Here is a 24,889-nt window from a genome sequence, read left to right on the forward strand (position 1 = left end):
AACGCCATGGTGGATCAGAAGGAACGCAACCGCAAGAAGGCGCTCATCGTCCTGCAGGTCGTCATCTACGGATACCTGCTGACGATGTTCCTCATCCAGCTCTACATGTCCTTCGCGCGTGGCTGGTGGGAATTGTGACGGCGACAACAGAATCCGGTAAGGAATCCCTCAGCCTCGACGAACATCAGGAGCAGTCCCGGCTCGCGCAGCGCCGAGCCGACAAGTGGATGATCACCGGCGCCGCGCTGATGGGGATGTGGGCGCCCGGGCTCATCGGCTTCCCGATCTTCATGCGCGGGGTGTGGTTACAGCGCCAGGCGTTACGTGCGGGGTATTCCGTGCGGCCGATGATCGTCACGCTCATCGGCTATCTCGTGTTGATCGACGGCATGCTCAACAGCCTCGGATGGGCGCTGGACCTGGTGGCCAACCACACTCTCATCAACCGGGTGCTGATGGTCGGCTGGGGCGCCATGTTCGATGCCGGCTACTTCTGGCATTACAACGAACTGTGGATCGGCGGCGCCGCCGGGCCCGGTGAGAAGTCGATGGTCTTCGGCATGATCGTCACCGTCTTCGCGATGCGGTGCGCTGCTGCAATCGGATTCCTGCAGATGAAACGCTGGGGCCACCAATGGATGATCGTCACCTGCTGGATGGGTGTGCTCATCTGGTGTCTCTACGTCTTCAACATGACGATGTTCGCCGATGTGCGCTTCGCAGGCGTCGTGTTCCCCGTCATCGGCTGGTGGCTCTACGACATCTTCTACATCACCCCCTTCCTCGCCATCCCGTACCTGCACACGGTGAACCGCGAAATCTTCACCGACTGAGGAGCAACTGTGACAACGACACCCGAAGCGATTGAGAAGTCCGAGGACCTCCCACCGGGCACCACGCCCTATTACGCCAGGATGCACAAGTACATCAAGCGCGCGGTGCTCGTGTGCCTGGTCGCCCTCGTCATCGAGGGCGCGTTCACGCTGCCCTTCATGGCGGTCTACTACGGCTATCCCACCTTGAGCCTCACCGAGATCTGCAGCGAACTGCTCAAGGTCCGCTATTCCGACGACACGCTCGAATGCAAGGTCCCCTACCCGGCATTCGGTCCACCGGAAGGAGCCGAGGGCAAGGACACCGCGCAGGACGAGTGGGGTATTCAGCCGGTACCCAAGTACAACCGGATCGGATTCCGTGAGCTGGTCCGGATCCATGACGAGCGCGAAGCGCGTCAAGCCGCCGAACAGCAAGGCGCACCATGACATACCGGGTCATTCAATGGATGACCGGCGATGTCGGACAGGTCGGCGTGCGCCATTTCGCCGACAATCCCCTGTTCGATCTCGTCGGTGTCCTGGTGCACAGCAAGGACAAGGTCGGTAAGGATGCCGGCGAGATCGCGGGTATCGCACCGACCGGTGTGATAGTCACCGACGACATCGAAGCGATCGTCGCGCTCGACGCCGACTGCGTGTTCTACACGCCTATCATGATGGACGTCGAGACCGTGTGCCGGCTTCTGCGATCCGGCAAGAACGTCGTGACCACGAGCGGGTTCTTCCATCCCTCACCGGATTTCCGTGAGCCCGCCGAGCAGATCGTGGCTGCCTGCGCCGACGGCGGAACGTCATTCCACGGCGGCGGCATCCATCCCGGTTATGCCGGCGATATCCTTCCGCTCACCTTGGCTCGGGTGATGAACAGGATCGACACGATTCATGTGTACGAAGTCGTCGACGTATTGAAAGACGCGCCGACGGACCACATCGACTGGATGGGATTCGGCAAAGACAAGGACAAGTTCCTCACCGAGCCAACGATTCTCGGCCTCGGCCTGCCGTTCTTCGCCCAGTCGATGCACATGATCGCCGACGGCCTCGGCGTCTCGATCGACAAGGTGACCGCCGCCGAGGTCGACGTCGCGGCCGCCGCCGAGGACATCGCCCACGACGAGGGTGCGATCGCGAAGGGAACGGTCGCGGCACAGCGTCATGAATGGACGGCGTGGGTCGACGGGCAGCCACTCATCGTGTTCCACGCGATCTACGTGACCGCGGGTCCGGACAAACTCGAACCGGCATGGGATTGGGGCGAGACCCGCTACCAGATCGTCATCGAGGGCGACCCGCCGACCGAGCTGATCCTCAAAGGCATGAGGCGGTCCGACGGGTCGATGGTCCATCCCGGCTACGACTGGACCGCCATGGCGGCCGTCAACGCGATCCCCGATGTGTGCGACGCACCGCCCGGCTGGCTCAACCACCTCGACCTCGGCCTCATCCGGCCCCGCGGACTGGCGCGCCGATGATTCCGGCACTACCCCACGTCAGCTACGGCGACCTGCCCATGGCCCGTGACCGCGGCACGGGATGGACTCACCTGCGCGAGCTCGGGCCCGTCCTCTACGGCGACGGGTGGTACTACTTGACACGACGTGCGGAAGTCCTTGCCGCACTGCGCAATCCAGAGGTCTTCTCGTCACGGATTCCGTACGACGACATGATCAGCCCGGTTCCGTTGGTGCCGCTGGGGTTCGATCCTCCCGACCACACGCGGTATCGACGGCTCCTCCAGCCGTTCTTCAGCCCGCAGACGCTCGGCGCGCTGCTGCCCTCGCTTCAGGCCCAGGCCATCGAGATCGTCGAGTCGATCGCCGCCCGCGACGAGTGCGAGGTGATGGCCGACGTGGCCACACCGTATCCCTCGCAGGTATTCCTCACGCTGTTCGGGCTTCCACTCGAGGACCGCGAACGGCTCATCGCGTGGAAGGACGCGATCATCGCGTTCAGCCTGACGACCGATCCCGACAGTGTCGACCTCGCGCCGGCGGTTGAGCTCTACACCTATCTCACCGAAGCAGTTGCCCAACAACGCGACAACCCGCGTAGTGGCATTCTGTCTCACTTGCTGCACGGCGACGATCCGCTCACCGACAACGAGGCCGTCGGACTGTCGGTGGTCTTCGTGCTCGCCGGCCTGGACACCGTCACCGCCACCATCGGCACCACGTTGCTGGAACTGGCCCGCCGGCCCGCGCTACGTGCGGCGCTGGTCCAGAATCCGGACGGTGTCGCGGCGTTTGTCGAAGAGATGATCCGGCTGGAACCGGCAGCACCCGTCGTCGGACGGGTCACGACGCGCGACGTCACCATCGCGGGCGTCACGTTGCCCGCCGGATCCGAAGTCCGGCTGTGTCTCGGCGCGATCAACCGCGACGGCAGCGACGAACTGTCCGGCGACGACTTCGTGCTGGACGGCAAGCTGCACAAGCACTGGGGCTTCGGCGGCGGCCCGCACCGCTGCCTCGGGTCCCACCTGGCACGGATGGAACTCAAGCTCGTGGTCACCGAATGGCTGGCCCGCATACCCGAATTCGAGCTTGCCCCCGGCTACGTTCCGGAGATCACGTGGCCGTCGGCGACATGCCGCCTGCCTGAACTGCCGATACGCATCTGCGCGACCTCCAGTCCGTGCGGCGCTCGACGGCCGAGTTCACCAAGCTTGTGAGCCGAGGATTTCGCCGGCGACCGGCGAAGCATGGACTGCACGCCTTGACAGGAATACGCTGATGTGATCTGGACCACATGCCTGAGACCCGAGGAGGCGGGACGATGGCCGCGACGACCACGCATTTCTCCAGAACAAAGGCGCCTTGCGGACGCATGACGGAAGGCGATCGCCACCTCGAGAACGACGACGACGGCCTGAGCTACGACGACCTCAGGTTCTCGTGCGGCTGTCGGGAGACCCGGCACACCTACCACGACGGATGCATCAGCGTCCGGACCATCCGACACGACGGCAGGATTTTGCGCGACGAACGCTGCGGCGAGCATGAGGCCTGGGAAGTGTGAGACTCGGCAGTGAGCTCCGACCGTGACGGCCTCGCACAACATCGTGGTGATCGGCGGGGGCGGCGCCGGATTGCGCGCTGCGATCGCCATCGCTGAGACGAACCCGAAGCTGTCGGTGGCGATCGTGTCGAAGGTCTACCCGATGCGCAGTCACACGGTGTCGGCCGAGGGCGGCGCGGCGGCCGTGGCGGGCGCCGACGACAGCATCGACGAACATGCATACGACACCATCTCCGGCGGCGACTGGCTGTGTGACCAGGACGCGGTCGAAGCATTCGTCAACGAGGCACCCCTCGAACTGATGCAACTCGAACACTGGGGCTGCCCGTGGAGCCGTAAACCGGACGGGCACATCGCCGTACGCGCCTTCGGCGGGATGAAGAAACTCCGCACCTGGTTCGCCGCCGACAAGACCGGATTTCATCTGTTGCACACGCTGTTTCAGCGCGTACTCGCCTACGGGGACATCGCGCGCTACGACGAGTGGTTCGCCACGACGCTGCTCGTCGAGGACGGGGTGGTTCGCGGCGTGGTGGCGATCGAACTGGCCACCGGGCGCATCGAAACCATCCTGGCCGACGCGGTGATCGTGTGCACCGGCGGATGCGGCCGGGTGTTCCCGTTCACCACCAACGCCAACATCAAGACCGGTGACGGCATGGCACTCGCGTTCCGGGCGGGCGCGCCGCTCAAGGACATGGAGTTCGTGCAGTACCACCCGACCGGCCTGCCGTTCACGGGGATCCTGATCACCGAGGCTGCACGCGCCGAAGGCGGTTGGCTGCTCAACAAGGACGGCTACCGCTATCTGCAGGACTACGACCTCGGTACGCCGACCCCCGAGCCCAAGCTGCGCAGCATGGAACTCGGGCCGCGCGACCGGCTGTCGCAGGCGTTCGTGCACGAACTCGACAAGGGCCGGACGGCGGAAACCCCTTACGGCCCTGTGGTTTACCTCGACCTCAGACATCTGGGTGCCCAACTCATCGACACCAAGCTGCCTTTTGTGCGGGAACTGTGCCGCGACTACCAGCACATCGACCCGGTCAGCGAACTCGTTCCGGTGCGGCCGGTGGTGCACTACATGATGGGCGGTGTCCACACCGACATCAACGGAGCAACACCGCTATCCGGCCTCTACGCCGCCGGTGAGACGGCGTGCGTGAGCATCAACGGCGCCAACCGGCTCGGCTCCAACTCACTGCCCGAACTACTGGTGTTCGGCGCCAGAGCCGGGCAGGCCGCCGCCGAATATGTCGGCGGTGCCGGCACCGCCACGTCCGCGGTCGAGCACATGGCACGCGACGAGGAACGCCGGCTCGAGCGGGAACTGCAGCGCCACAACGACGGAGGCGAGCGCATCGCCGACATCCGCACCGAGATGCAGACGATCCTGGAGACCGCGGCGGGCATCTACCGCGACGGGCCCACACTGACCGAAGCCGCCGACAAGATCAGGGAACTGCAGGAGCGTTTCCTCAAATCCGGCCTCGACGATCACAGCCTCACGTTCAACACCGAACTCACCGGGTTACTGGAGCTGTCCGGGATGCTCGATGTGGCCCAGACGATCGTCGAGTCCGCATTGCACCGCGAAGAATCCCGCGGCGCGCACCAGCGCACCGATTTTCCGAAGCGCGACGACGATCGATACCTCGCGCACAGCCTGATACATCGACAGTCCGACGGCTCGGCGCGTGTCGGGTATCTGCCGGTGACCATCACGCGCTGGCCACCCGGCGAGCGTGTCTACGGGAGATGACCCATGAGTGCAGAACGAATTGTCATGGAAGTGACCCGATATCAGCCGGAGACCGACTCCGAGCCGGCGCTGCAGGCGTACGAAGTCCCGCTGACCCGCGAGTGGGCGGTGCTCGACGGGCTGAACTACATCAAGGATCGACTGGACGGGACCCTGACTTTCCGATGGTCATGCCGCATGGGAATCTGCGGGAGCTGCGGCATGACGATCAACGGTGATCCCAAGCTCGCGTGTGCCACGTTCCTCGTCGACTACCTGCCCGGGCCGGTTCGCGTCGAACCCATGCGCAACTTCCCGGTGATCCGCGACCTTGTCGTCGACATCAGCGACTTCATGGCCAAGCTTCCCCGCGTCAAGCCGTGGATCATCCGCGACGACGAACTCTCGCCAGAAGATGGCGAATACCTGCAGACCCCAGCCGAAATGGACGATTACAAACGGTTCAGCATGTGCATCAACTGCATGCTGTGCTACTCGGCGTGCCCGGTCTACGGCCTGGAACCAGACTTTCTCGGACCGGCCGCGATCGCACTGGCCCAGCGTTACAACCTGGACTCCCGCGACGAAGGCGAACCCGACCGCCGCGACGTCCTGGCCGCCGCCGACGGCGCATGGGCCTGCACCTACGTCGGCGAATGCTCGACCGCATGCCCGAAAGGCGTCGACCCCGCCGGTGCCATCCAGCAGTACAAGCTCACTGCCGCAAAGCATTCGGTCCGGGACCTGGTGATGCCCTTCCGGTCAAGGCGGGCTGTCCGATGAGCACCTCGATGCCCGAGTACCGTGCGCCGATGCCCATGCTCTGGTGGGTCAAACGCCGGTCCTACCTGGTGTTCATGCTGCGCGAACTCAGCAGTGTGTTCGTGGCGTGGTCCGTCGTCTATCTCGCCGTCGGGGTGTGGGCGGTGGGCGGCGGCAACTACCAGCAGTTCCTCGACTTCAGCGCCAATCCGGTCATTGTGGTGCTGAACGTCGTGACACTGGCCTTCCTGCTGCTGCACACGATCACGTGGCTCGGGTTGGCGCCGCACGCCATCGTGATTCACCTGCGGGGCCGGCGCGTGCCGGAACGTGCAGTGCTGGCCGGCCACTATGTGGCATGGCTCGTGGTGTCGGCGATCATCGCGTGGGTGGTGCTCGCATGAGCGCCCCCACCCGACGATCACCCGAGCCGTTCTTCTGGCTGCTGTTCTCGGCGGGTGGCATGGTATCCGCACTGGCACTGCCGGTGCTGATGCTGTTGTTCGGCGTGGCGTTTCCGCTCGACCTGCTCGATGTCGACCAGGCGCACCTGCTGGCCGTAGTACGTCACCCGATCACGCGCATCGCCTTGGCCGGCATCTTCGTGCTGGCCCTGTTCCACTGGGCCCATCGATTCCGGTTCACGCTCGAGCACGGCCTGCAGGTCGGCCGGTTCGATCGGGTGATCGCGGTGTGCTGTTACGGCGCAGCGGCTTTGGGTTCGGTGGCAGCGATCTGGGTGCTGCTCACCGCCTGACAGCGCGGCCTACACCGACGGCGCGTACAGCTCCTTGAACTTGTTCAGCGATTCCTGAATATCACTTCGGAGCGCAGCGGCGACCACCATGCCGATCGGCCCGAACAGGGCAGGCCCGCCGAGGTGCAGATCGAACCCGACGGTCGAGCCCTCGCCCGCGGGTTTGATCTTTCCGATCAACTTGACCTTGACGCCGCCACGGCCGTCGCCGTTGAGGGTCAGCGCCTCCGGTGGCTTGTAGTGGACCAGGGTCCACCTCACCCGGTTGAGCATGCCCTTGACCTCGACGATCGATTCGATGACGGTGCCCTTTTCCAGGGTTTCCGGCAACTTCGACCGCCAGGCGCGGTGAATGCTGAGCCATTCGTGGTAGCGGGACAGGTCAGAGGCGTACTCCCACGCCTTCTCCGGCGGCAGTGGAACCTCGACGGAGACTGAAAGTTTGGCCATATCTTATTGCTGCGGTGCCTGCGGGTCGTCTTTACGGATGGCGTTCTTGGCGGCTTCCTGCGCCTTGTCGACATGCTGGGCGTACTTGCCCTGCGTCTTCTGGTCGACGATGTCGCCAGCCTTGTCGATCGCCGTATCGACCTTGTCGGCGTTCTTCGACAACGCGTCCTTCACCTTGTCCAGAAATCCCATTCGCCCACCCTATCGTTTCGATAACTCTGGGAACGCGAGCCATTGTCTCCTGTTCCCAGCTATCTCCACAAGCGTCGCCGTTCGCCCAGTACAGCGCCCTGAACCCACCACAGCACCTCGATGAGAACAGCGCCGATCAAGCCGATGCCGAGTGCCGTCGTCGTGAGCACGAGATTGAACGGGTCCAGCATGAACAGGTGCTGCGTCCACGGCATCGCGAAGATCAGGAGGTAGGCCACAACCGAGACCGCGACCAGGGCAACGCGCCACCACTCATACGGCCTTGCGACCACGGACAACACCCAGAGCGACGACACCAGCAACGTTATTAACGCCGCCGTCGACGCCTGGGTCTCTTCCACCGGCGTCGCTGCTCGGCCTTGATACGCCAACAGGTACGAGATGAATGTTGCGGTGCCGACCACCAGACCGGACGGCAGCGCAGCCGTCATGACCCGCCGCACGAAACCCGTGTGGGCCCGTTCGTTGTTCGGCGCGAGCGACAGGATGAACGCCGGGATGCCGATCGTGAACCACGCCGCGATCGTGACGTGGATCGGCTGGAACGGGAACAACAGCGGATCGGTGCCGAAGAACCGGGCGGACAGGCCGCCGATGCCCACCAGGATCGCCAGCAGCACCGAGTAGACGGTCTTGGTGAGGAACAGGTTGGAGACCCGCTCGATGTTGCCGATCACGCGGCGTCCCTCGCCGACCACGTAGGGCAGCGTCGCGAACTTGTTGTCCAGCAACACGATCTGCGCGACGGCTCTCGAGGCGGAGCTGCCCGAACCCATCGCGATGCCGATGTCGGCGTCTTTGAGCGCGAGTACATCGTTGACGCCGTCGCCGGTCATCGCGACGGTATGGCCACGCGACTGCAGCGCGTGCACCATGGCCCGCTTCTGATCCGGCCGCACCCGGCCGAAGGTTGTGTATTCCTCGAGCGTGTCCGCCAGCTGCTCGGGCTCGTGCGGCAGCTGCCTGGCATCCATGGTCTCGCCGTGCAGGCCCAGCTTGCCTGCCACCGCACCCACCGAGACGGCATTGTCGCCGGAGATGACCTTCACCGAGACATGCTGGGACGCAAAATAATCCAACGTATCGCCGGCGTCGGGACGAATCCGCTGCTCCAGCACCACAAGCGCGACCGGCGTGACGGTGCCCGGGGCGTCCGGCGCGTCGACCGCGACGTCGCACGATCCCACCAGCAGCACCCGCAGGCCTTGGGCGCCGATCTCCTCGGCCTGCTCGGCGACCGGCGACGTGGAGTCCAACAACACGTCCGGTGCGCCGATCACCCAGTTGCCGTGCTCGCCGTAGGACGCGCCGCTCCACTTCGTGGCCGACTTGAACGGGGCCGTCGCGGTGGCCGTCCACCCCGGCGGCATCTTGTAGGCCTCGGCGATCGCGGCCATGCTGGCGTTGGGCCGCGCGTCGTCGGCGGCCAACTGGGCCAACACCTCGGCCACCGCACTCTCGGTGACGGGCTTGAGATCGCTGACCCGCATACCGTTCTCCGTCAACGTGCCGGTCTTGTCCGCGCACACCACGTCAACGCGGGCCAGACCCTCGATCGCGGGCAGCTCGTTGACGAGACATTGACGCCTGCCGAGCCGAATCACCCCGACCGCGAACGCGATCGAGGTCATCAAGACCAAACCTTCGGGAACCATCGGCACGAGCGCACCGACCATGCGCAGCACCGCGTCGCGCCAGTCGGCATCCGTCGTGAACAGCTGCGTGTAGATCGTCAGCAAGCCGGCGGGAACCAACAGATAGGTGATGAACTGGAGAATCTTGTTGATTCCGTTACGAAGTTCGGATTTCACCAGCGTGAACTTCGAAGCCTCTTCGGCGAGCTTGGCGGCGTAAGCCTCCCGCCCCACCTTGGTAGCCCGGTACGCGCCGGTCCCGGCGACGACGAAACTGCCCGACATGACGGCATCGCCCGCGTCCTTCGCGATCGGATCGGCCTCACCGGTGAGCAGCGATTCATCGACCTCGAGGTTGGTCTCCTCGACGACCTCACCATCGACGACGATCTGATCGCCGGGCCCCAACTCGATGATGTCGTCGAGCACCACCTCACTGGGCAGCACCGAACGAGTACCGGACTGCCTGCGCACCGTGGGCTTCGCCTGCCCCACAATCGCCAGCTTGTCGAGCGTCTGCTTGGCCCGGATCTCCTGGATGATGCCGATCGCGCTGTTGGCGATGATGAGCAATCCGAATGCACCGTTGATCACCGAACCGGTGGACAACACGATGATCAGCAACACACCGAGGATCGCGTTGATGCGCGTGAACACGTTGGCCCGCACAATTTCTGAGACCGTGCGCGCAGCGCGGGTCGGCACATCGTTCGTCTTACCGTCGGCAACGCGTTCGGCGACTTCGGCGTCGGTGAGGCCGGTGGCAGTGATCGTCGTCATCGGTTACGTCTCTCTTCGCGCAAGCGGCTCATCGCAAAAAAGTCCCCATCCCGTCCTCGTCGTAATACTCCAACGTCAGTCTGTCACCGGCGAACGTCGCCTTGGAGACCGTTCCCGGCGGAGCGTTTTCGGTGACGAAGGAAAAGGTGAACACGTCGCCGTCCCAATGCCGCAGCGGGACCACCAATTTCGGGCCCAGCGCCAATGAAAGCTCGCCGTCGCGCTCGGTGACGGTGGCCTGCCCCCAGTAGTCGTTGCGATAGACCCCGACGTAGTCCGAAAGAGGCTTGGCGGGCGCGGGATTGGCCGGTGCTTGTTTGCCGACCAGCTCGCCTTCCGGGGCGTCCATAGGGGCGAACGCGTCGGCATAGAGCTTGCGCCAATCCTGCCTGACCTCGCCGAACTGCACGAGGTCGGCGAACTCGGCCGTCAGGGTTTCAGGGATACCGGTCGGGCTCGCATTGGTCAGCGCGACGATCGCCACATCGGCTGAGGGGATGACGACGAAGTTGGTCGCGGCGCCGGTGTCGAAGCCCCCCGAATGGCTGATCTGGGTCCGTGCGGCAGAAGTCGTCCCGACGTTGAAGCCGTATCCGTAGAAGCCCGACCGCATCGCGGGTTCGGTGGGAGGACTCGATACGATCTGCGGACTCACCGCGGGCAGAAGGGCTTTCGCGTCGACGACTTGACTGCCCCCGAAACTGCCGTCGGCCAGGACCATGGCCAGCCAGCGAGCCACGTCGTTGACCGATGAGCTCACCCCGCCCGCCGGCGACTGCGCGTCAGGATCACGCACGTACTTGGGTTCGTAACGACCGTCGATACGCATGTGGTCGACGGCGCGGTCGGGCTTGGCCTCGTAGTCGGCGAACCGCGAGCTCGCCGACTGCATGCCCAACGGCCCGTACAGGACTTCCTCCGAGAGGTCCTCCCAACTTTTTCCCGCGGCTGCTGCGACCGCTTCGGCTGCCGCCGTCAACCCGAAGTTTGTGTAGGCGTAGGAGATCCGGAACGGGTCGAGTGGCAATTGACGGAGCCGCTCCAGCACCTGACGGCGGTCGTAGCCGAGATCCTCCAACCGGTCTCCGGCATGGTCGGGCAGCCCGGAGCGGTGGGCGAACAAGTCCCCCACCGTGACCATCCGGGTGACAACCGGGTCTGACAGGGCAAACCACGGCAACTCCGACACGATCGGGGTGTCCCAGCTGATCGCGCCCGCACCGACTTGATGCGCGACCACCGTGGCGGACAGCGACTTCGACAGCGAAGCGAGATGGAACACCGTGTCCGGGTCGACCCGGTTGCCCTCGGAATCGCCGTTGCGGGTATCGCGCACGCCGAAACCCTTCGCATACACAGTCTTTCCGCCGTGGACCACGGCGACGGCCATGCCGGGTATCCCCGAATCGCGCATGAGTTCCTCGGCGAGCCCGTCGAGCTTTGCGACGGCGTTGTCGACAGCGTTCTCCGGCAACGGCATCGCCGGGACAAGCGGCGGGGGCTCGTCGGCGATGGATGGCGCCGGTTGCGAGGCATCTGAGCAGCTCGTCAAGGCAATACCCATCGCCACAACGAGGGCCAACATGCGAAAGGTGGGCACAGAACGCGAGTATGCCTGCAAACGCGCTGCCGAGCCGTGCATTGGCGCTACAACTGCCACCACGGGTCAGCCACCGGCGAGTCCCGGCCCACCCGCTGGCCGGGCTTGGGCACGGCGACCTGGATGCCTGCCGGGTCGGCGGCGGCCAGCAGCCGTTGTACCGGTTCGGCCCAGGGGTGCGGAGCCAACCGGAACGTCGCCCAGTGCACCGGCACGAGCAGCCCGGAATCGCTGATGTCGAGGTGTGCGCGGACCGCCTCCTCGGGATCCATGTGGATGTCCGGCCACGCCGGGTGATACGCCCCGACCGGCAACAGTGTCAGGTCGAAAGGCCCATGGTCCGAACCGATCTCGGCAAAACTCTTGGTGTAGCCGGTATCGCCGCCGAAGAACGCCCGGTGCGTCGGCCCGACGATCGCCCACGATGCCCACAGCGTGGAGTTGCGGCGGAACATCCGCCCGGAGAAATGCCGGGCCGGGGTGCACACGAGCGTCAGGTCACCGATGCGGTGACTTTCATGCCAGTCGAGTTCGACGATCCGCTGCTCGGGTATACCCCACTTACGCAGATGTGCACCGATGCCCAGCGGCACGACAAACGGCGAGCGTTGCGTGCGGGCCAGGCCGACGATGGTGTCGATGTCCAGGTGGTCGTAGTGGTCGTGGCTGATCAGCACGGCGTCCACCGCGGGCAGCGCTTCCAGCGGCAACGGCGGTGCGTGCAGGCGCTGCGGTCCCACCACGCGCGACGGTGAGCAGCGCCGACTCCAGATCGGATCGGTGAGCACGCGGTAGCCGTCGACCTCGACCAGCGCGGTGGAGTGTCCGTACCACGACACCGCACACGCGTCGGCGTCACCATCGGTGGGCTCGGCCAGCGGTATCGGCCCTGGTGGCCAGCTCGCGCCCTTGCTGCCGAACATCTCGGTGATCAGCAGTCGCCGCTCCTCGCGGTCCATGCTGATGCCCGGCGAAGCCGGCTCGATGTTGACGAACACGTCACCGTCGTACTGCGGCGACCGCTGGGCCACCGGGCGGATATCCCGCCGCCCGGCACCGACCGACGCATACGTGCCGCTAAACGCGCGCAGCAGCCAACCCCCGGCCAGCAGGGACGCCGACCGGACCCCCAATCGCAGCGCCGCGCGCAACACGTCAGGCTCCGGTGAAGTTCGGCGGCCGCTTCTCGATCCGGGCCACCTGCGCCTCGATGACGTCTTTGGAGGACCACGCCTTGTCGAACAGTTCCTTGTGGGCGGGCCACTGTTCCTCGTATGCGCCGTCGTCGTTCAGCACGCGCTTGGCGTGCTGCAGTGCCAACGGCGCGAAGCCCGCGATCTCGGCAGCCCACTTCTGCGCGTCGGCGAGCGTGCCGATGCGGTTGGCCATCCCGGTCTGCAGGGCGACATCGGACGTGAGCCGCTCCGCGGCGAGCAACATGCCCCGCGCGCGGCCGTAGCCGACCAGCGAGGTCAACCGCCGGATGCTCCAGTTATCCAGTGCCAGACCATATTTGGCAACCGGGAACTGGAAGTACCCGTCCGGTGCGACGACGCGCAGATCGCAGATCATCGCGAGGATGACGCCGGCACCGATCGCCGGACCGTTGATCGCGCCGATGACGGGAACCGGCGTCTTGTCGATCGCCAAGTTCAGCGCGAGCGCCTTGTCCGGCAGTTTCTCCGCCATGCCTGCCGCGTCGGTCAGGTCAGCGCCGGAGCTGAAAACCGGGCCCTGGCCCGTCAGCACGATCGCGCGGATATCGTCGTCGGCGGCGTTCTCGACCGCTTCGCGCAGGCTGTCGACGAGTTCGCAGTTCAGCGCGTTGCGCCGCTCAGCACGTTGGAGCTCGAGCGTCAGGACATTGCCGTCTCGGGTGACACCAATCATGCGGCCAGCCTATATACGCTCAGACCGTGAGTCGGATCGGTGCCCTGGCCCTTCGTGATGCAGTGCTCGACGAGGGCTCGTTCCGTAGCTGGGACGCGCCACCGCTCGACGTCGCGACCAGCGAGGATTACCGGCGGGAGCTCGCCGAGGCGTCGTCGAAGACCGGGCTCGACGAATCCGTGCTGACCGGCGAGGGCACGGTGTTCGACCGCCGTGTCGCGGTCGTGGCCTGTGAGTTCGACTTCCTGGCGGGCTCGATCGGGGTGGCCGCGGCCGAGCGGATCACCGCCGCGGTGCAGCGGGCGACCGCCGAGCGGCTGCCGCTGCTGGCTTCGCCGAGCTCGGGCGGCACCCGCATGCAGGAGGGCACGGTCGCGTTCCTGCAGATGGTCAAGATCGCCGCCGCTGTCGAACTGCACAAACAAGCACACCTCCCCTACCTGGTCTACCTGCGTCACCCCACCACTGGCGGGGTGTTCGCGTCGTGGGGTTCGCTGGGACATGTCACCGCGGCCGAGCCGGGAGCGCTCGTCGGATTCCTCGGGCCCCGCGTGTACGAGCACCTGTACGGCGAACCGTTCCCGTCCGGTGTCCAAACCGCCGAGAACCTGCACGCCCACGGCGTCATCGACGGCGTGGTGCCGCTCGCGCTGCTGCGCGACACCCTGGACCGCACGCTGCGAGTTGTTGCCGACCCACCGGGCCCGCCACCGCAGGCGGTGCCGTCGGAGCCGCTGCCCGACGTGCCTGCCTGGGATTCGGTCGAGGCGTCCCGACGGCCCGACCGGCCCGGCGTCGGGTTCCTGTTGCGGCATGGCGCGACCGACCGGGTGCTGCTTTCGGGCACCGAACGGGGTGAGGCGGCGACGACGTTGCTCGCCCTGGCCCGATTCTCCGGCCAGCCCGCGGTCGTGGTCGGCCAGCGCCGCATCGTGGGCGGTCTCGTCGGCCCCGGGGCGCTGCGGGAGGCGCGACGCGGTATGGCATTGGCGGCGGAGTTGCGGCTGCCGCTCGTTCTTGTCATCGACACCGCGGGGCCCGCGCTGTCGACCGAGGCCGAGCAGGGCGGGTTGGCCGCTGAAATCGCGCGTTGCCTGGCCGAACTCGTCACCCTGGACACTCCGACGGTGTCGGTGCTCATGGGCCAGGGCAGCGGCGGGCCGGCGCTCGCGATGGTGCCCGCCGACCGCGTGCTGGCGGCCTCGAACGGCTGGCTGGCCCCGCTGCCACCCGAAGGCGCCAGCGCGATCGTGTACCGCGACACCGAGCACGCCGCCGAACTGGCTGCCGCACAAGGGGTCCGGGCGATGGACCTGCTGCGGCACGGCATCGTCGACGTCGTCGTGCCTGAACTGCCCGACGCCGCCGACGAGCCCCGCGCGTTCACGGCCAGGCTCTCGGCAGCCATCGCCGGTGAGCTGCACGGGCTACGTGCGGTGCCCGGTGAACAACGGCTGCAGGCCCGGCTCGAGCGGTACCGCCGCATCGGTCTGGGCTGATCCGGTGCTCCGCGTGTCAGGTGTCGCCCCGCGAGCGCCGCGGGCGCCACATCACACTTCGATGGGTGGATGCAGCCGATCCATCGTGTACTGCCGGTTTCGCCGGGCGGCCCACGAACTCGCGGCCAACGACACCGCCAGCAATCCGATGAGCACGCCGATCGCGATCCACAGCCGAGAGTCGATCCCACCGACGATCAGCTGGCGAAGCCCGTTGACCGCGTAGGTCATCGGATCGACCGGATGCAAGATCTGGAAGGGTTTGGCAGTGGTCTCCACCGGATAGATGCCGCCCGCCGACACGAGTTGCAGCATCAGGAACGCCAACGTGACCACGCGGCCGACCGACACCCCGAACAGCGCGTTGAATGCCTGGATGAGCGCCAGGAAGGCGGCTCCGACGAGTACCAGGAACGCGACCGTCGCCAGTGGATACTTGGCCTGCAGCCCGACACCGAAGTGCACGACCACATACATCACCGCCACCTGGCACGCCACGATCGACAGCGCGGGCCAGTACGACGCCAGCACCACCCGTAATGCGCCGAGGCCGTTCACCACAGGACGAGATTGCAACGGCGTCAACAGCATCCATATGATCAGAGCGCCGATGAACAGTGCGAGCGGCAGGAAGAACGGCGCGAATCCGGTGCCGAACGTGGCGGCCGGGTTATGGGTCTGGATGTCGAGCGCGACGGGCGCCGCCAACGTCCGCGCGACCTCGGTGCGCTGCTGCGGCGTCCATGACGGAACCTGCGTCGAGCCTTCCCGCAGCGCCGTCGCGAGCTGCCGGCTGCCGCCCTGCAGCTGTTCGGTGCCGTTGGCGAGTTCGTCTGCACCGTTGGACAATTGGCGGCTTCCGTTGGTCAGCTGAACCAGACCGCTGTTGAGCTGTTGCGCTCCGGTGTTGAGTTGATGTGCACCGTCGCGCAGCCTGACGACATCGGCACGCAGGCCTCCGTTGAGCGCCTTGGTGATGAATGTCCGCAGCTTGCTGTTCGGGTCACCGAGTTCGGTCTCCAGCTGGGCGGCGTTGTCGCGCAAGCGGATGAGGCCGTCGTCGGTCGTGGGGTCGATACCGCGCGCCTTCAGCAGCCGTTGGGCGCCTGCCAGGAACTCACCGGTGTCACGCACCGTCGGGTCAGGGCTGTTGCGCAGGATGCCCACCGCCTGGTCGACGATCACGGCGGCCTGGGCCTGGTCGATGTTCAACGCGGCGATGCGGTCGGTGGTCGAGCGCACCGCACCCGACAGTCGCTGCGCGGCCATGCCGACCTCGTTGGGATCCAGGCCGAGACCGCCGACCCGGTCGAGCACCGTGAGCAGCGGGTCGGTTGCGGTGTCGACCGCCGTCGACAGTTGGCGCGTGCCCGCGGCCAATTGCGCGGAACCGTCGCGCGCGGTCACCAAACCCGTGGTGAGTGCGTCAGCCCCGGTGGCAAGGCGATGTGCGCCGTCGTTGGCCGCGGTCGTTCCGTCCGCCAGCTGTTGTGCGCCGTCGGCTGCTTTGACCAGCCCGGCACCGGCGTCGGTCAGTCCTGTCAGGACTGTGCCGACCGTGCGTTCGCCGATCTTGGCGTTGATCTGGTTGAGCACCTCACGCGCGGCGTTCTGTCCGATGATCGAGCCGAGGTAGTTGTTGGCGTCGTTGAAGGTGAACCGGATCTTGGCTTGTTGCGGCGAGCCGCCTGACGGCGACGAGATGTTTGCGCTGAAATCCGGCGGCAGCGTGATCGAGAAGTAGTACTTGCCGCTCGCGACCCCGTCGGCGGCCTCGGCGGCCGAAACCCGGTGCAGCTGCAGCTGGCCGGAATCGACCAGAGCGTCGCTGACCTCGTCGCCGGCCTTGAGCTGTTGCCCTTGCGCGACGGCGCCCTGGTCTTCGTTGACCAATGCCACCGGAACCTTGTCGACCTCGCCGAACGGGTTCCAGAACGCCCAGAGATACATCGCGCCGTACAGCAGCGGCATGAGGATCACCGTCACCAGCGCGATGCGTGGCATCGTGCCGCGGGAGAACCGTTTGAGGTCGGTGCCAAGAGACATTCCGGCTAACACGGCTACTCGCCACCTTTCTGCGCGGCGGCCAGCTCGGCCGGCGTGGTGTTCGGCACGGTCAACAGCGACACCGCGGAGTTGGCCACCCCGTTGACGTTTGCGGTGATGACGGTTTGCTGCTCGCCGAGGGCGATCAGCCGCTCCAGCAGCAGGATTCGGTTCCGGTCATCGGTGAGATGGTCGAGATTGCCGACCACCAACAGCGGCGGCTTGGTGGTGTTGGCCAGGGCGATGCGCAGCAGGATCTGGTCGAGTTCGGTGAGTGCGTCGAAGTACTCCGTGAGCGACGGCAACGGCAGGTCACCGAACACCGGCGCGCACAGTGCGGCGAGATCATCCGCATCGGCACGACGCACCAGGCGGTACCAAGCGGCGTCCCAACGGCGTTGCTCGGTGATGAGATCGCGCACCGTCACCGATTCGGACACCGTGTCGAGCTCGTCGATGCCGGCCAGCGCCGCGACGCGGAAGATGTCGCGGGCCCGAGTGCGCCCGAACACCGTCAGCTCACCGCCTGCCGGACGCATGCGTCCCGCAAGCGTCATCAGCACCGCCGTCCGGCCTGTACCCGAAGGCGCGACGAGCACCGTGACGCCGCCTTCGCCGATGTCGAGGTCGATCGGGCCGTACACCGGGCCCCACGGCCCCTGCATCGTGATGGCCCGGGCGGTGATCGCGGGTGGTCTTTGCTCGTCCTCGTCGGCATCAGGCTCGGGACTTAGCTGCGACATGGCCCAATCTCAACACATCCGTACGGCCCGCACAGGGAATGGCATTCTGGGGTTTGTGGAGCCTCTGCTGCATTTCGCAGGGAATTTCTGGCGGCTGATCTTTCCGCTCGGCGGGATGATCGGCGGCGGCATCAAGGCCGTCGCAGCCGCCAACGAACGGCGTGCCGAGCGGCGGCTGGAGCGGTACCGCATCAAGCAGCAGACCAAGATCGAGATGGCCCGCGCGGCCGGGGCGGCGAAAACGGCTGACGCTGCGCACCGGCGGGAGATGGCGAAGATTCTCGAGCAACACGATCGCACGAACGCCCGCTGGCTCGATTACGAGATCGATATCGCCAAACTCCTCGACTTCCCGGTGATGACCGATATGCGTGATCCGCTCACCATCGCCTTCCACAAGGCTCGCAGCAGGGCCGATCTGTTGCGGCCCGACGATGTCGGTGACCTCGACCGCCCCGCGCAACTCGAATACCGCGATGCGGTCCACGAATACGTGACGGCCTTCGATATCGCCGAGGCCGAGGCGATCCGCAGGCGACGCAGCGACTTCTCGGCCGAGGCCCAGGAGCGACTGGCACGCGCACAACAACTACTGCGGCTCGCGTCCGACGACGGCGCCACACCACAGGAACGCCAGAACGCCTATTCGCGGGCGCAAAAGGAACTCGACGGCCTCATCGTGCTGCCGGTCACGACGCGCGCGAGCATCGAGCGCAAGATTCTCGGAGAGTTGGAGGCCTGAGGCGCTAGCCGCGCGCAGACACAGTGCCGGAGTGCTGCGCACATATCTGCTGCATGCCCGCGAGATCGCCGGCACGGCTCACGATGCCCATCGGATAGGCGCAGTACAACGAGAACTTCACCGTGCGGGCGAGGTCGTTCCACATGGCCTCGAGCTCGAGCGCTCCTTGAACGTTACCGTCGGCCCACAGCAGGGCCACCATCTCGCCGAACGCCCGTACGTGGCGTCCGCCGGAGGATGCCTCGGCGATGGCACCGCCGATCACCTCGACGAATCGGTCTTGGCTCAACGCACCGTCGACGGTGAAGGCCGCGAGCGTTTCGGCGGCGTCGTAGCAACGATAACGACCGTCGGCACGAGCCGCCGCCAGGTCGATACCGAGCTCACTCAGCTTGGCGGACAAGGAATCACGATGATCAGCAGTCGCGATAACCACAACCGCCTCATCGGCGGACAAGCCATCACCGAGGAACCGGCTGACATCGTCGACCATGTCGTCGTCGGTCTCGTAGAAGTTCACGACGTGATCGTGTGGGCCGTCCGGCGCAGCGCCGGTCCGGTGCATCTCGATCAAAGACCGGGCCATCGCCTTCGCGCGCCGCGCCGCGCGCCGATCCCCTTCGGCCGCCGCCACGATCGAACCCGTCATGAGCATGTGCCAACTACGGGCGAACTCATCGGGATCCCGCAGACCGGCCTTCAGCGCCCGGTGCCGCACGATCGATCGGATGTTGTCCAGGTAGGCGATCGCCGCCCGCCCGGCCGGATGACCTGCCCGCATCTCCAACAAGACGTTCACGAACGAACATGCCTCGAATTCCTCGTCGTCGAACCATTCGTCGAGGAGGTCGAAGATCGCCAGGAGTTGCTCTTCGGGGCTGACGCCGCGGAGGTCGGACTGCTGCTCGAGAAACTCACGAGTCCAGAGTTGTTCCCGGCGTTCCAGGAACGCCAGGACGAGGTCGTCTTTGCTGCGGAAGTGCTTGTACAGCGAGGCTTTTGCGACGCCCGCCCGGGCGATCACCTCGTCGATGCCGACATCGCGGATGCCGCGCCGGGCGAACAGTTCGTAGGCCGTCGCCAAAATTCGTTCGCGTGCACTCGCCGCGGTCACCTGGCCCCGCATTCGTCGAGCATAGCGCTTGGGCCTGCACCGGTGTACAGACCGGTCTGTGCGTGATAGGAATGGGGAACGGTTGAGACGCAGCCGAGGAACCGGCATCCGTCGAGGCAATCTCCTTCGCGGCACGGCCCGGGACTGGCCGCCTCGCGTGTAGAAATCGGGTTGGGCGGAGCCGAACAACAAACGATCCATGACCGGAGGTCTGGATGTCTCACCTGATCAAACCCACTGTCAGAAACCACCCGATACCGACCAGATCCACCTTTTTCGGCTTGACCACGAGCCAGCCCTGGCCCGGCGTGAGCCTGTGCTCGGTGACCGGAGCGCTCGACGCGTGCAGCGCCGACGAGCTCAGAGCAGAACTGCTCAAGGCATTCGATACCAGCCCGGCAACAGTCGTGATCGACCTGTCGAGAATCGAGTTTCTCGGTGTCGCCGGTCTGCAGGCCTTGCTGCAAGTCCAGGCATCGACTGAAAACAACGAGTGCTCAAGCAAGTTCCGATTGGTGGCCGGAGCCCGCTGTGTCGATCGCCTGCTGGAGATCAGTGGTCACCGCAATAGCTTCGACACTTACCAGAGCCTCGACGCCGCACTCCATGACGCTGCCACGGGGGACGGCAATGTGGGATCAACGCTAGGTGCTTAACGCCGGATTGCATCCGCACATCGCCTTGCCGGAGCACAGACGCAACCAGCCAGCTCCGGCCATTCCATAAGTTCCCGGGGCAACGAAGTCCCAACCCGGTTTGGCGGTCGGGTTTTCACGCCGCGACCAGTGCCGCCAGCAGTGCCACGCACGTGATCGCATCGAGCGGCAGCCGCAGCACACTGCGCCTGGTCCAGCGGACGGCTGCGCCCTCGTCGACACCGACCGGGTCGGCCTTCTCGAACGCCACCGCCTTGGGCACGAAGTCGACCAGTGACCACACCCGCATCACCACATGGCTGACGAGTGCGATCAGCAGCGCGAGTCTGACGTCGATGTGGCCCCACGCGGCGATCAGCGTGACGATCAGCAGAACCTCGAAGACCGTGTGGGCTGGAATCCAGAACCGCCGTCGCGAAAGTCCGCCGTTATGTGCCTGGATGATGCCGGGACGTTTCGGCCAGGCCGGGTCGACAACCAGGACTTCGTAGAGTCCCCCGCCCAGCAACGCGCAGGCCAGAAGGGTCGTGGCAGCGATCAGGACGAGCGTCGGAGTCCACACGTACGCCAATTATGGCGGAACACCGTTCACACCACCGGCGGGCCGGTGACCGACCGGTTGCGGGTGACGCAGTAGAGCACCACCCCGGCGATCGCGACCTCGGCGAGTGCGAGCAGCACGGTCAGTGTCATCACCGTCGACTGGGCAGGCACGGCGGCCGGGCCAGCACTGTGATGATGCGCGGGCATCGGGGTGTGCAACGCGACCATCGCGAGGTTCATCAGCGCGACGGTGCACCAGATGCCCGGCGTGCCGCGCTGCCACAGATCACGCGCGCAGTACAGGCAGCCGGCGATCATCGCCGCGAGCAAACCACCGGCCACCGGGTTGGGGGCGTGAGTGAGCATGTAGACGTGCAGTAACGCCGAACTCGCAGCGAGCACCGCACACGACCGCCGCCCGAGAACGGCGGTCGTGTGGACGGTAGACATGGCTCAATCCTCGCAGCAATGCGACTTCGGCGCTGCCGGAACGTTCAACGCGGGATTTCGGTCGAAGAAGCCGACCGGCTTGAGCTTGAACCCGGCGTAGTCCACCGGCATCACCGGCCAGTCCTCGGGCCGCGGGAAGTGGGTCAGGCCGAACGTGTGCCAGACCACGACGTCCTCACCGTCGATGTCGCGGTCCTGCGCGACGTAGGACGGCAGCCCCGCATTGCCGGGATGCTGGTTGACGAACTGGCCTGCCGGATACCGTTCGGCCGGATCGTATTTCGTCACCCAGAGATGCTTCGTCGAGAACGCTGCCCGCTTGGCGATCGAACTCGACGGGTCGGCCAGCAATACCGGCTGGCCCTCCGGATGCAGTGCGTAGCCGACATTCTGGCCGAGCCGGTTCTGCTTGGTCGGGTTGGTGATGTGCCAGACCCTGGCCTTGAGGTTGTCGGCGACGCGCATCGCCTGGGATTCGCGTGTCAGCTTGGTCTTCTGCGGGCGGAATGCGTTGCCCCACGGGTTTTCCGGGCCGACGGGTACCGCCACCGCGTCGACTTCCTCGACGGTGTTGGTGTTGCCGTCCACCGCCATGTCCAGGCGGGCGGAGAACAGATGCTGGTGGAACGGCGCACCGAGACCGGGAGCCATCTCGGTGGCGTACCCGTCGGGACCGCGGTACGCCGACGAGAACACGATGCCGGTGGCCTTGGCTTCCAGCTCGATCGTGCCGTCGAGGTAGAGGTACCAGTAGAAGCCGTAGTCGTAGTTGCCGATCGTCAGGAAGAACGAGATCACCAGACGGCGCGAGCGACGCACCTCGGCCATGCCGTTGAACAGATCGGTGTGCTTCCAGAGCACACCGAAATCCTCTTCGTGCAAACAGATCGCGTTCTTCATGAGCCTCGGGTGGCCGTCCTCGTCGGCGATTGTGACGTCGAAGTACTTGATCTCACCGAGGCAGTCACAGCCCAGTTCCAGCGAGTTGGTGTAGCGGCCGAACAGGTACTCGCCCTGGTCGAAGTAGTTCTGCCAGTAGCGGACCGGCGAGGGGTCGGCATAGGGCACCACCATCTCGGCGATCGACGCGCGGTAGACGACCGGACGGCCGTCGATCGACAGCTGATGCAGCGTCAACCCTTCGCGCACGTCGAACCCGAATCGGAATTTCCAATCGGCCCAGCTGATCTGGTTGCCGTCGACGCTGAAACTCGGTCCTTCGGGTTGAGTGATCTCGATGGGTTTCAGATCCGTGCGGACGGGCGTGGCGTGCGGCTCGGCATCCCATTGACCACGCTCGACGGGCAGCGGGAGCTCGATCTCATCGATGACTTTGACGACCGTGCGCTTGGTGAGGTCGACGTAGGCCACCACGCCGTCGATCGGGTGCGCCCACGGCAGGTCGGCGGCGTCGTACTGGTAGAACCCGAGCACGCGCACGATGCGCCGGCCTACTTCGTCCTCGTGCCCGAACACCCCGGCCGACAACGGAACCGCGCGCACGTTGGCCGGCACGAGATCGCGCTTGCGCATGGCCTCGACCCATTCGGGGCACTCGAGCAGGAACGACTCGATGTCCTCGAACTCCTGGTCCAGGATGGGCACGTGGCCGTCGAGCGCGCTGTCGACCGACACCTGGGAGACGATGAGCTCGTCGGTGATCGACACGACGAGGTCACTGCCTTGACCGGTGGAGCGGTCCAGCAACAAGACCCGGGCGTTACGGTCGATCGGATCACCCGGCGTGAACGCGAGCACGGTGTCCTTGTGCGGCTCGTCGAGCGCGACGTAGACGAAGCGCACGCTGTCGCCGAGCAGACCGTTGTCAGCGACGATGCGGCGTACAGCGCGGATCTCATCGGCGTTGAGCGGTGTAAGCGGGTGATCGGGTGCCTCGGTTTTCTGAGTGGGCTCGATAGTTGCGGTCATTATGCGATCTCCTTTGCGATTTCGATGTTTTCGTGATGACCGGCGTGCGGGCGCAGTACCGCGACCGCGGCGCCGCCGAGGAATGTTCCAGCCAGCAGCACACCGATGACCGCGGCAAGGGCTGCCGAGCCGCCGACGAGCAGCGGCAGGTTCGCGGCGGTCAGGACCGAAAGCGAAGCCAGTCCGACGAAACCGAGGCCGGGTGCGACCAGCGTGTGCCAGACCCGCGTGTCGAACCGCGTCCGGCGGAAGTACACGACGACCGCCGCGGACGTCAGCGTCATCAGGACCACGATGCCGACCGACGCCGCGCCGACGAACCACGCGAACACCTGTGTGACGGGGTCGAGGTGGGCCAGCACCGATGCCACGATGAGCACCAGCGCGGAGACCGTCTGCACGACCGACGCGATGTGGGGCGACGAGTGCCGGATGTGTGAGCGACCGCAGCGCTGCGGCAATGCCCGGGTGTTGCCGAGCGAAAAGATGTAGCGCGACAGCACGTTGTGGAAGGACAGCAGCGCCGCGAAAAGACTTGTGATCAGGAAGATCTGGACCAGGTCGCCGGTCACCGATCCGACGTAGCGGGTCGCGGTCTCGGTCAGGATGCCTTCCGGGTTGTCGGCGGCCATGGCCACCACGCCCCCGTCGCCCCAGGCGCTGACCATGGCCCAGCTGCTCAGTGCGTAGAAGCCGCCGATCAGCAGCAGTGCGACGTAAGTGGCGCGCGGAATGGTGCGCGCCGGATCGCGGGCCTCGTCCCGGAACACCGCGGTGGCCTCGAAGCCGATGTAGCCGGCCAGCGCGAAGATCAGCGCGATGCCAGGTGCGCCGGAGAAGAAGTTCCCGGGGTGCAGAACCGCCGTCGACAGCCCTTCCGCGCCGCCACGGCCGATCACCGCGAGGTTGATCACCAGGACGATGCCGACCTCGCAGATCAACAAGACACCGAGAACCCTTCCGGACAACTCGATGTGGCGGTAGCCGAGCATTCCGACGATGGCCAGCATCGCCAGCGCGTACAGATACCAGGGCAGCGACGGACCGCCGTGCGCCGTCACGAACCCGTCGATCGCCGCACCGATGTAGCCGTACACCCCGCCTTGGACCGCGGTGTAGGACAGCAAGGCCAGGAATGCCGCGCCGAGACCGACATGGCGACCGAAGCCGTGCGCGATGTAGGTGTAGAACGCTCCCGCACCCCGGATGTGGCGAGCCATCGCGGTGAACCCGACCGCGAACAGCAGCAGTACGGCGGTACACACCGCGTAGGAGGCCGGGAAGGCGGCGCCGTTGCCCGCGGCGATGCCGATCGGGAAGGTCCCGGCCACGACGGTGAGCGGTGCGGCCGCCGCCACGACCATGAACACGATCGCGGTGGGGCCGAGCCGGCCCGCCAGTCGATGAGCCTGACGGCCGGTGGCCACACCAGGCTTGGGTACTGCATCAGTTGTCATGGCATTACTTTCGGTGCAATTGAATGTGC

Annotated in this window: 26 protein-coding genes and 1 pseudogene; 13 read left to right on the plus strand and 14 right to left on the minus strand. The window is 65.8% G+C overall.

The genetic code is table 11. The features are described 5' to 3' along the window. The first annotated feature begins 6 nt into the window (after positions 1–6). The 10 genes from ACRCUN_RS21330 to frdD all read left to right on the plus strand — a co-directional run bounded on the left by ACRCUN_RS21330 (position 7) and on the right by frdD (position 7,114). Complete coding sequence (locus ACRCUN_RS21330; protein ID WP_462143617.1) at positions 7–138, plus strand: hypothetical protein; 132 nt, start codon at positions 7–9, stop codon at positions 136–138. Beyond that, positions 135–833: a hypothetical protein gene (locus ACRCUN_RS21335; protein ID WP_462143618.1), complete on the plus strand. Its 699-nt coding sequence runs from the start codon at positions 135–137 to the stop codon at positions 831–833. The genes ACRCUN_RS21330 and ACRCUN_RS21335 overlap by 4 nt, the downstream gene beginning before the upstream one ends. A 9-nt stretch (positions 834–842) precedes the next feature. Further along, positions 843–1,262: a hypothetical protein gene (locus tag ACRCUN_RS21340; protein ID WP_462143619.1), complete on the plus strand. Its 420-nt coding sequence runs from the start codon at positions 843–845 to the stop codon at positions 1,260–1,262. Then, positions 1,259–2,308, plus strand: coding sequence for an NAD(P)H-dependent amine dehydrogenase family protein (locus ACRCUN_RS21345; protein ID WP_462143620.1), 1,050 nt, complete (start codon positions 1,259–1,261; stop codon positions 2,306–2,308). The genes ACRCUN_RS21340 and ACRCUN_RS21345 overlap by 4 nt, the downstream gene beginning before the upstream one ends. Further along, complete coding sequence (locus tag ACRCUN_RS21350; RefSeq protein WP_462143621.1) at positions 2,305–3,507, plus strand: cytochrome P450; 1,203 nt, start codon at positions 2,305–2,307, stop codon at positions 3,505–3,507. Before ACRCUN_RS21345 ends, ACRCUN_RS21350 begins: the two co-directional genes overlap by 4 nt. A gap of 104 nt (positions 3,508–3,611) precedes the next feature. After that, positions 3,612–3,854: a hypothetical protein gene (locus ACRCUN_RS21355; RefSeq protein ID WP_462143622.1), complete on the plus strand. Its 243-nt coding sequence runs from the start codon at positions 3,612–3,614 to the stop codon at positions 3,852–3,854. Between the two features lie 22 nt (positions 3,855–3,876). Beyond that, positions 3,877–5,616, plus strand: a complete 1,740-nt coding sequence (gene frdA, locus ACRCUN_RS21360) for a fumarate reductase (quinol) flavoprotein subunit (RefSeq protein ID WP_462143623.1) — start codon at positions 3,877–3,879, stop codon at positions 5,614–5,616. 3 nt (positions 5,617–5,619) lie between these two features. Next, positions 5,620–6,378 (plus strand): succinate dehydrogenase/fumarate reductase iron-sulfur subunit, encoded by a 759-nt coding sequence (locus ACRCUN_RS21365; protein ID WP_462143624.1) that lies wholly within the window; start codon positions 5,620–5,622, stop codon positions 6,376–6,378. A gap of 8 nt (positions 6,379–6,386) precedes the next feature. Beyond that, positions 6,387–6,761: a succinate dehydrogenase/fumarate reductase transmembrane subunit gene (locus ACRCUN_RS21370; protein WP_462143707.1), complete on the plus strand. Its 375-nt coding sequence runs from the start codon at positions 6,387–6,389 to the stop codon at positions 6,759–6,761. Then, positions 6,758–7,114: a fumarate reductase subunit FrdD gene (gene frdD / locus ACRCUN_RS21375; RefSeq protein WP_462143625.1), complete on the plus strand. Its 357-nt coding sequence runs from the start codon at positions 6,758–6,760 to the stop codon at positions 7,112–7,114. The genes ACRCUN_RS21370 and frdD overlap by 4 nt, the downstream gene beginning before the upstream one ends. A 9-nt stretch (positions 7,115–7,123) precedes the next feature. Here the strand turns inward: frdD and ACRCUN_RS21380 are convergent, their stop codons facing one another. From ACRCUN_RS21380 to ACRCUN_RS21405, 6 genes are all read right to left on the minus strand, one after another. Further along, entirely contained in the window at positions 7,124–7,564 is a 441-nt protein-coding gene (locus ACRCUN_RS21380; RefSeq protein WP_462143626.1) for a type II toxin-antitoxin system Rv0910 family toxin, read from the minus strand. A gap of 3 nt (positions 7,565–7,567) precedes the next feature. Then, a complete protein-coding gene (locus ACRCUN_RS21385; protein WP_462143627.1) occupies positions 7,568–7,756 on the minus strand; it encodes an antitoxin in 189 nt (62 codons plus the stop codon). A 59-nt stretch (positions 7,757–7,815) separates the two neighbouring features. Next, the gene (locus tag ACRCUN_RS21390; protein WP_462143628.1) at positions 7,816–10,191 is read right to left on the minus strand and encodes a cation-translocating P-type ATPase; all 2,376 of its coding nucleotides are present in this window, start codon (positions 10,189–10,191) and stop codon (positions 7,816–7,818) included. Positions 10,192–10,219: 28 nt separating this feature from the next. Next, on the minus strand, positions 10,220–11,755 hold the full coding sequence (locus ACRCUN_RS21395; protein ID WP_462143708.1) for a serine hydrolase: 1,536 nt from the start codon (positions 11,753–11,755) through the stop codon (positions 10,220–10,222). 83 nt (positions 11,756–11,838) lie between these two features. Beyond that, positions 11,839–12,945 (minus strand): MBL fold metallo-hydrolase, encoded by a 1,107-nt coding sequence (locus ACRCUN_RS21400; RefSeq protein ID WP_462143629.1) that lies wholly within the window; start codon positions 12,943–12,945, stop codon positions 11,839–11,841. A gap of 1 nt (position 12,946) precedes the next feature. Then, positions 12,947–13,681 carry an enoyl-CoA hydratase gene (locus ACRCUN_RS21405; protein ID WP_462143630.1) on the minus strand — a complete coding sequence of 245 codons (735 nt, stop codon included), beginning with the start codon at positions 13,679–13,681 and terminating at the stop codon, positions 12,947–12,949. Between the two features lie 26 nt (positions 13,682–13,707). Between ACRCUN_RS21405 and ACRCUN_RS21410 the strand changes: the two genes are divergently transcribed. Then, entirely contained in the window at positions 13,708–15,180 is a 1,473-nt protein-coding gene (locus ACRCUN_RS21410) for a carboxyl transferase domain-containing protein (RefSeq protein WP_462143631.1), read from the plus strand. A 51-nt stretch (positions 15,181–15,231) separates the two neighbouring features. Here the strand turns inward: ACRCUN_RS21410 and ACRCUN_RS21415 are convergent, their stop codons facing one another. Then, positions 15,232–17,226 carry a YhgE/Pip family protein gene (locus ACRCUN_RS21415; RefSeq protein ID WP_462143709.1) on the minus strand — a complete coding sequence of 665 codons (1,995 nt, stop codon included), beginning with the start codon at positions 17,224–17,226 and terminating at the stop codon, positions 15,232–15,234. Positions 17,227–17,240: 14 nt separating this feature from the next. Then, a complete protein-coding gene (locus ACRCUN_RS21420; protein WP_462143632.1) occupies positions 17,241–17,969 on the minus strand; it encodes an ATP-binding cassette domain-containing protein in 729 nt (242 codons plus the stop codon). 55 nt (positions 17,970–18,024) lie between these two features. Between ACRCUN_RS21420 and ACRCUN_RS21425 the strand changes: the two genes are divergently transcribed. Further along, positions 18,025–18,711 (plus strand): hypothetical protein, encoded by a 687-nt coding sequence (locus ACRCUN_RS21425; protein WP_462143633.1) that lies wholly within the window; start codon positions 18,025–18,027, stop codon positions 18,709–18,711. A 4-nt stretch (positions 18,712–18,715) separates the two neighbouring features. Here ACRCUN_RS21425 and ACRCUN_RS21430 read toward each other — a convergent pair whose 3' ends face one another. Together ACRCUN_RS21430 and ACRCUN_RS21435 are read right to left on the minus strand one after the other, a co-directional pair. Beyond that, positions 18,716–19,276 (minus strand): MEDS domain-containing protein, encoded by a 561-nt coding sequence (locus ACRCUN_RS21430; RefSeq protein ID WP_462143710.1) that lies wholly within the window; start codon positions 19,274–19,276, stop codon positions 18,716–18,718. Further along, a pseudogene (locus tag ACRCUN_RS21435) lies at positions 19,250–19,837 on the minus strand (TetR/AcrR family transcriptional regulator); the annotation flags it as partial. The gene ACRCUN_RS21430 and the pseudogene ACRCUN_RS21435, both read right to left, overlap by 27 nt. Before the next feature lie 203 nt (positions 19,838–20,040). Between ACRCUN_RS21435 and ACRCUN_RS21440 the strand changes: the two are divergent. Further along, complete coding sequence (locus ACRCUN_RS21440) at positions 20,041–20,481, plus strand: STAS domain-containing protein (protein ID WP_462143634.1); 441 nt, start codon at positions 20,041–20,043, stop codon at positions 20,479–20,481. 115 nt (positions 20,482–20,596) lie between these two features. Here the strand turns inward: ACRCUN_RS21440 and ACRCUN_RS21445 are convergent, their stop codons facing one another. From ACRCUN_RS21445 to ACRCUN_RS21460, 4 genes are read right to left on the minus strand one after another with little or no spacing between them, the layout of a single operon-like run. Beyond that, a complete protein-coding gene (locus ACRCUN_RS21445) occupies positions 20,597–21,043 on the minus strand; it encodes a hypothetical protein (RefSeq protein WP_462143635.1) in 447 nt (148 codons plus the stop codon). 26 nt (positions 21,044–21,069) lie between these two features. Next, the gene (locus tag ACRCUN_RS21450) at positions 21,070–21,474 is read right to left on the minus strand and encodes a hypothetical protein (protein WP_462143636.1); all 405 of its coding nucleotides are present in this window, start codon (positions 21,472–21,474) and stop codon (positions 21,070–21,072) included. 3 nt (positions 21,475–21,477) lie between these two features. Next, complete coding sequence (locus ACRCUN_RS21455; protein ID WP_462143637.1) at positions 21,478–23,403, minus strand: primary-amine oxidase; 1,926 nt, start codon at positions 23,401–23,403, stop codon at positions 21,478–21,480. Further along, a complete protein-coding gene (locus ACRCUN_RS21460) occupies positions 23,403–24,860 on the minus strand; it encodes an APC family permease (RefSeq protein ID WP_462143638.1) in 1,458 nt (485 codons plus the stop codon). Before ACRCUN_RS21460 ends, ACRCUN_RS21455 begins: the two co-directional genes overlap by 1 nt. Between the last annotated feature and the right edge of the window lie 29 nt (positions 24,861–24,889).

This window comes from Mycobacterium venezuelense, assembly GCF_054919535.1.

Bases quoted from the DNA above. Each gene is read 5' to 3' on its own strand.
- ACRCUN_RS21330 (WP_462143617.1), top strand. From the start codon at position 7: ATGGTGGATCAGAAGGAACGCAACCGCAAGAAGGCGCTCATCGTCCTG.
- ACRCUN_RS21345 (WP_462143620.1), top strand. From the start codon at position 1,259: ATGACATACCGGGTCATTCAATGGATGACCGGCGATGTCGGACAGGTC.
- ACRCUN_RS21350 (WP_462143621.1), top strand. From the start codon at position 2,305: ATGATTCCGGCACTACCCCACGTCAGCTACGGCGACCTGCCCATGGCC.
- ACRCUN_RS21355 (WP_462143622.1), top strand. From the start codon at position 3,612: ATGGCCGCGACGACCACGCATTTCTCCAGAACAAAGGCGCCTTGCGGA.
- ACRCUN_RS21365 (WP_462143624.1), top strand. From the start codon at position 5,620: ATGAGTGCAGAACGAATTGTCATGGAAGTGACCCGATATCAGCCGGAG.
- ACRCUN_RS21370 (WP_462143707.1), top strand. From the start codon at position 6,387: ATGCCCGAGTACCGTGCGCCGATGCCCATGCTCTGGTGGGTCAAACGC.
- frdD (WP_462143625.1), top strand. From the start codon at position 6,758: ATGAGCGCCCCCACCCGACGATCACCCGAGCCGTTCTTCTGGCTGCTG.
- ACRCUN_RS21380 (WP_462143626.1), bottom strand. From the start codon at position 7,564: ATGGCCAAACTTTCAGTCTCCGTCGAGGTTCCACTGCCGCCGGAGAAG.
- ACRCUN_RS21385 (WP_462143627.1), bottom strand. From the start codon at position 7,756: ATGGGATTTCTGGACAAGGTGAAGGACGCGTTGTCGAAGAACGCCGAC.
- ACRCUN_RS21390 (WP_462143628.1), bottom strand. From the start codon at position 10,191: ATGACGACGATCACTGCCACCGGCCTCACCGACGCCGAAGTCGCCGAA.
- ACRCUN_RS21395 (WP_462143708.1), bottom strand. From the start codon at position 11,755: ATGGGTATTGCCTTGACGAGCTGCTCAGATGCCTCGCAACCGGCGCCA.
- ACRCUN_RS21405 (WP_462143630.1), bottom strand. From the start codon at position 13,681: ATGATTGGTGTCACCCGAGACGGCAATGTCCTGACGCTCGAGCTCCAA.
- ACRCUN_RS21415 (WP_462143709.1), bottom strand. From the start codon at position 17,226: ATGTCTCTTGGCACCGACCTCAAACGGTTCTCCCGCGGCACGATGCCA.
- ACRCUN_RS21420 (WP_462143632.1), bottom strand. From the start codon at position 17,969: ATGTCGCAGCTAAGTCCCGAGCCTGATGCCGACGAGGACGAGCAAAGA.
- ACRCUN_RS21430 (WP_462143710.1), bottom strand. From the start codon at position 19,276: ATGCACCGGACCGGCGCTGCGCCGGACGGCCCACACGATCACGTCGTG.
- ACRCUN_RS21440 (WP_462143634.1), top strand. From the start codon at position 20,041: ATGTCTCACCTGATCAAACCCACTGTCAGAAACCACCCGATACCGACC.
- ACRCUN_RS21450 (WP_462143636.1), bottom strand. From the start codon at position 21,474: ATGTCTACCGTCCACACGACCGCCGTTCTCGGGCGGCGGTCGTGTGCG.
- ACRCUN_RS21455 (WP_462143637.1), bottom strand. From the start codon at position 23,403: ATGACCGCAACTATCGAGCCCACTCAGAAAACCGAGGCACCCGATCAC.
- ACRCUN_RS21460 (WP_462143638.1), bottom strand. From the start codon at position 24,860: ATGACAACTGATGCAGTACCCAAGCCTGGTGTGGCCACCGGCCGTCAG.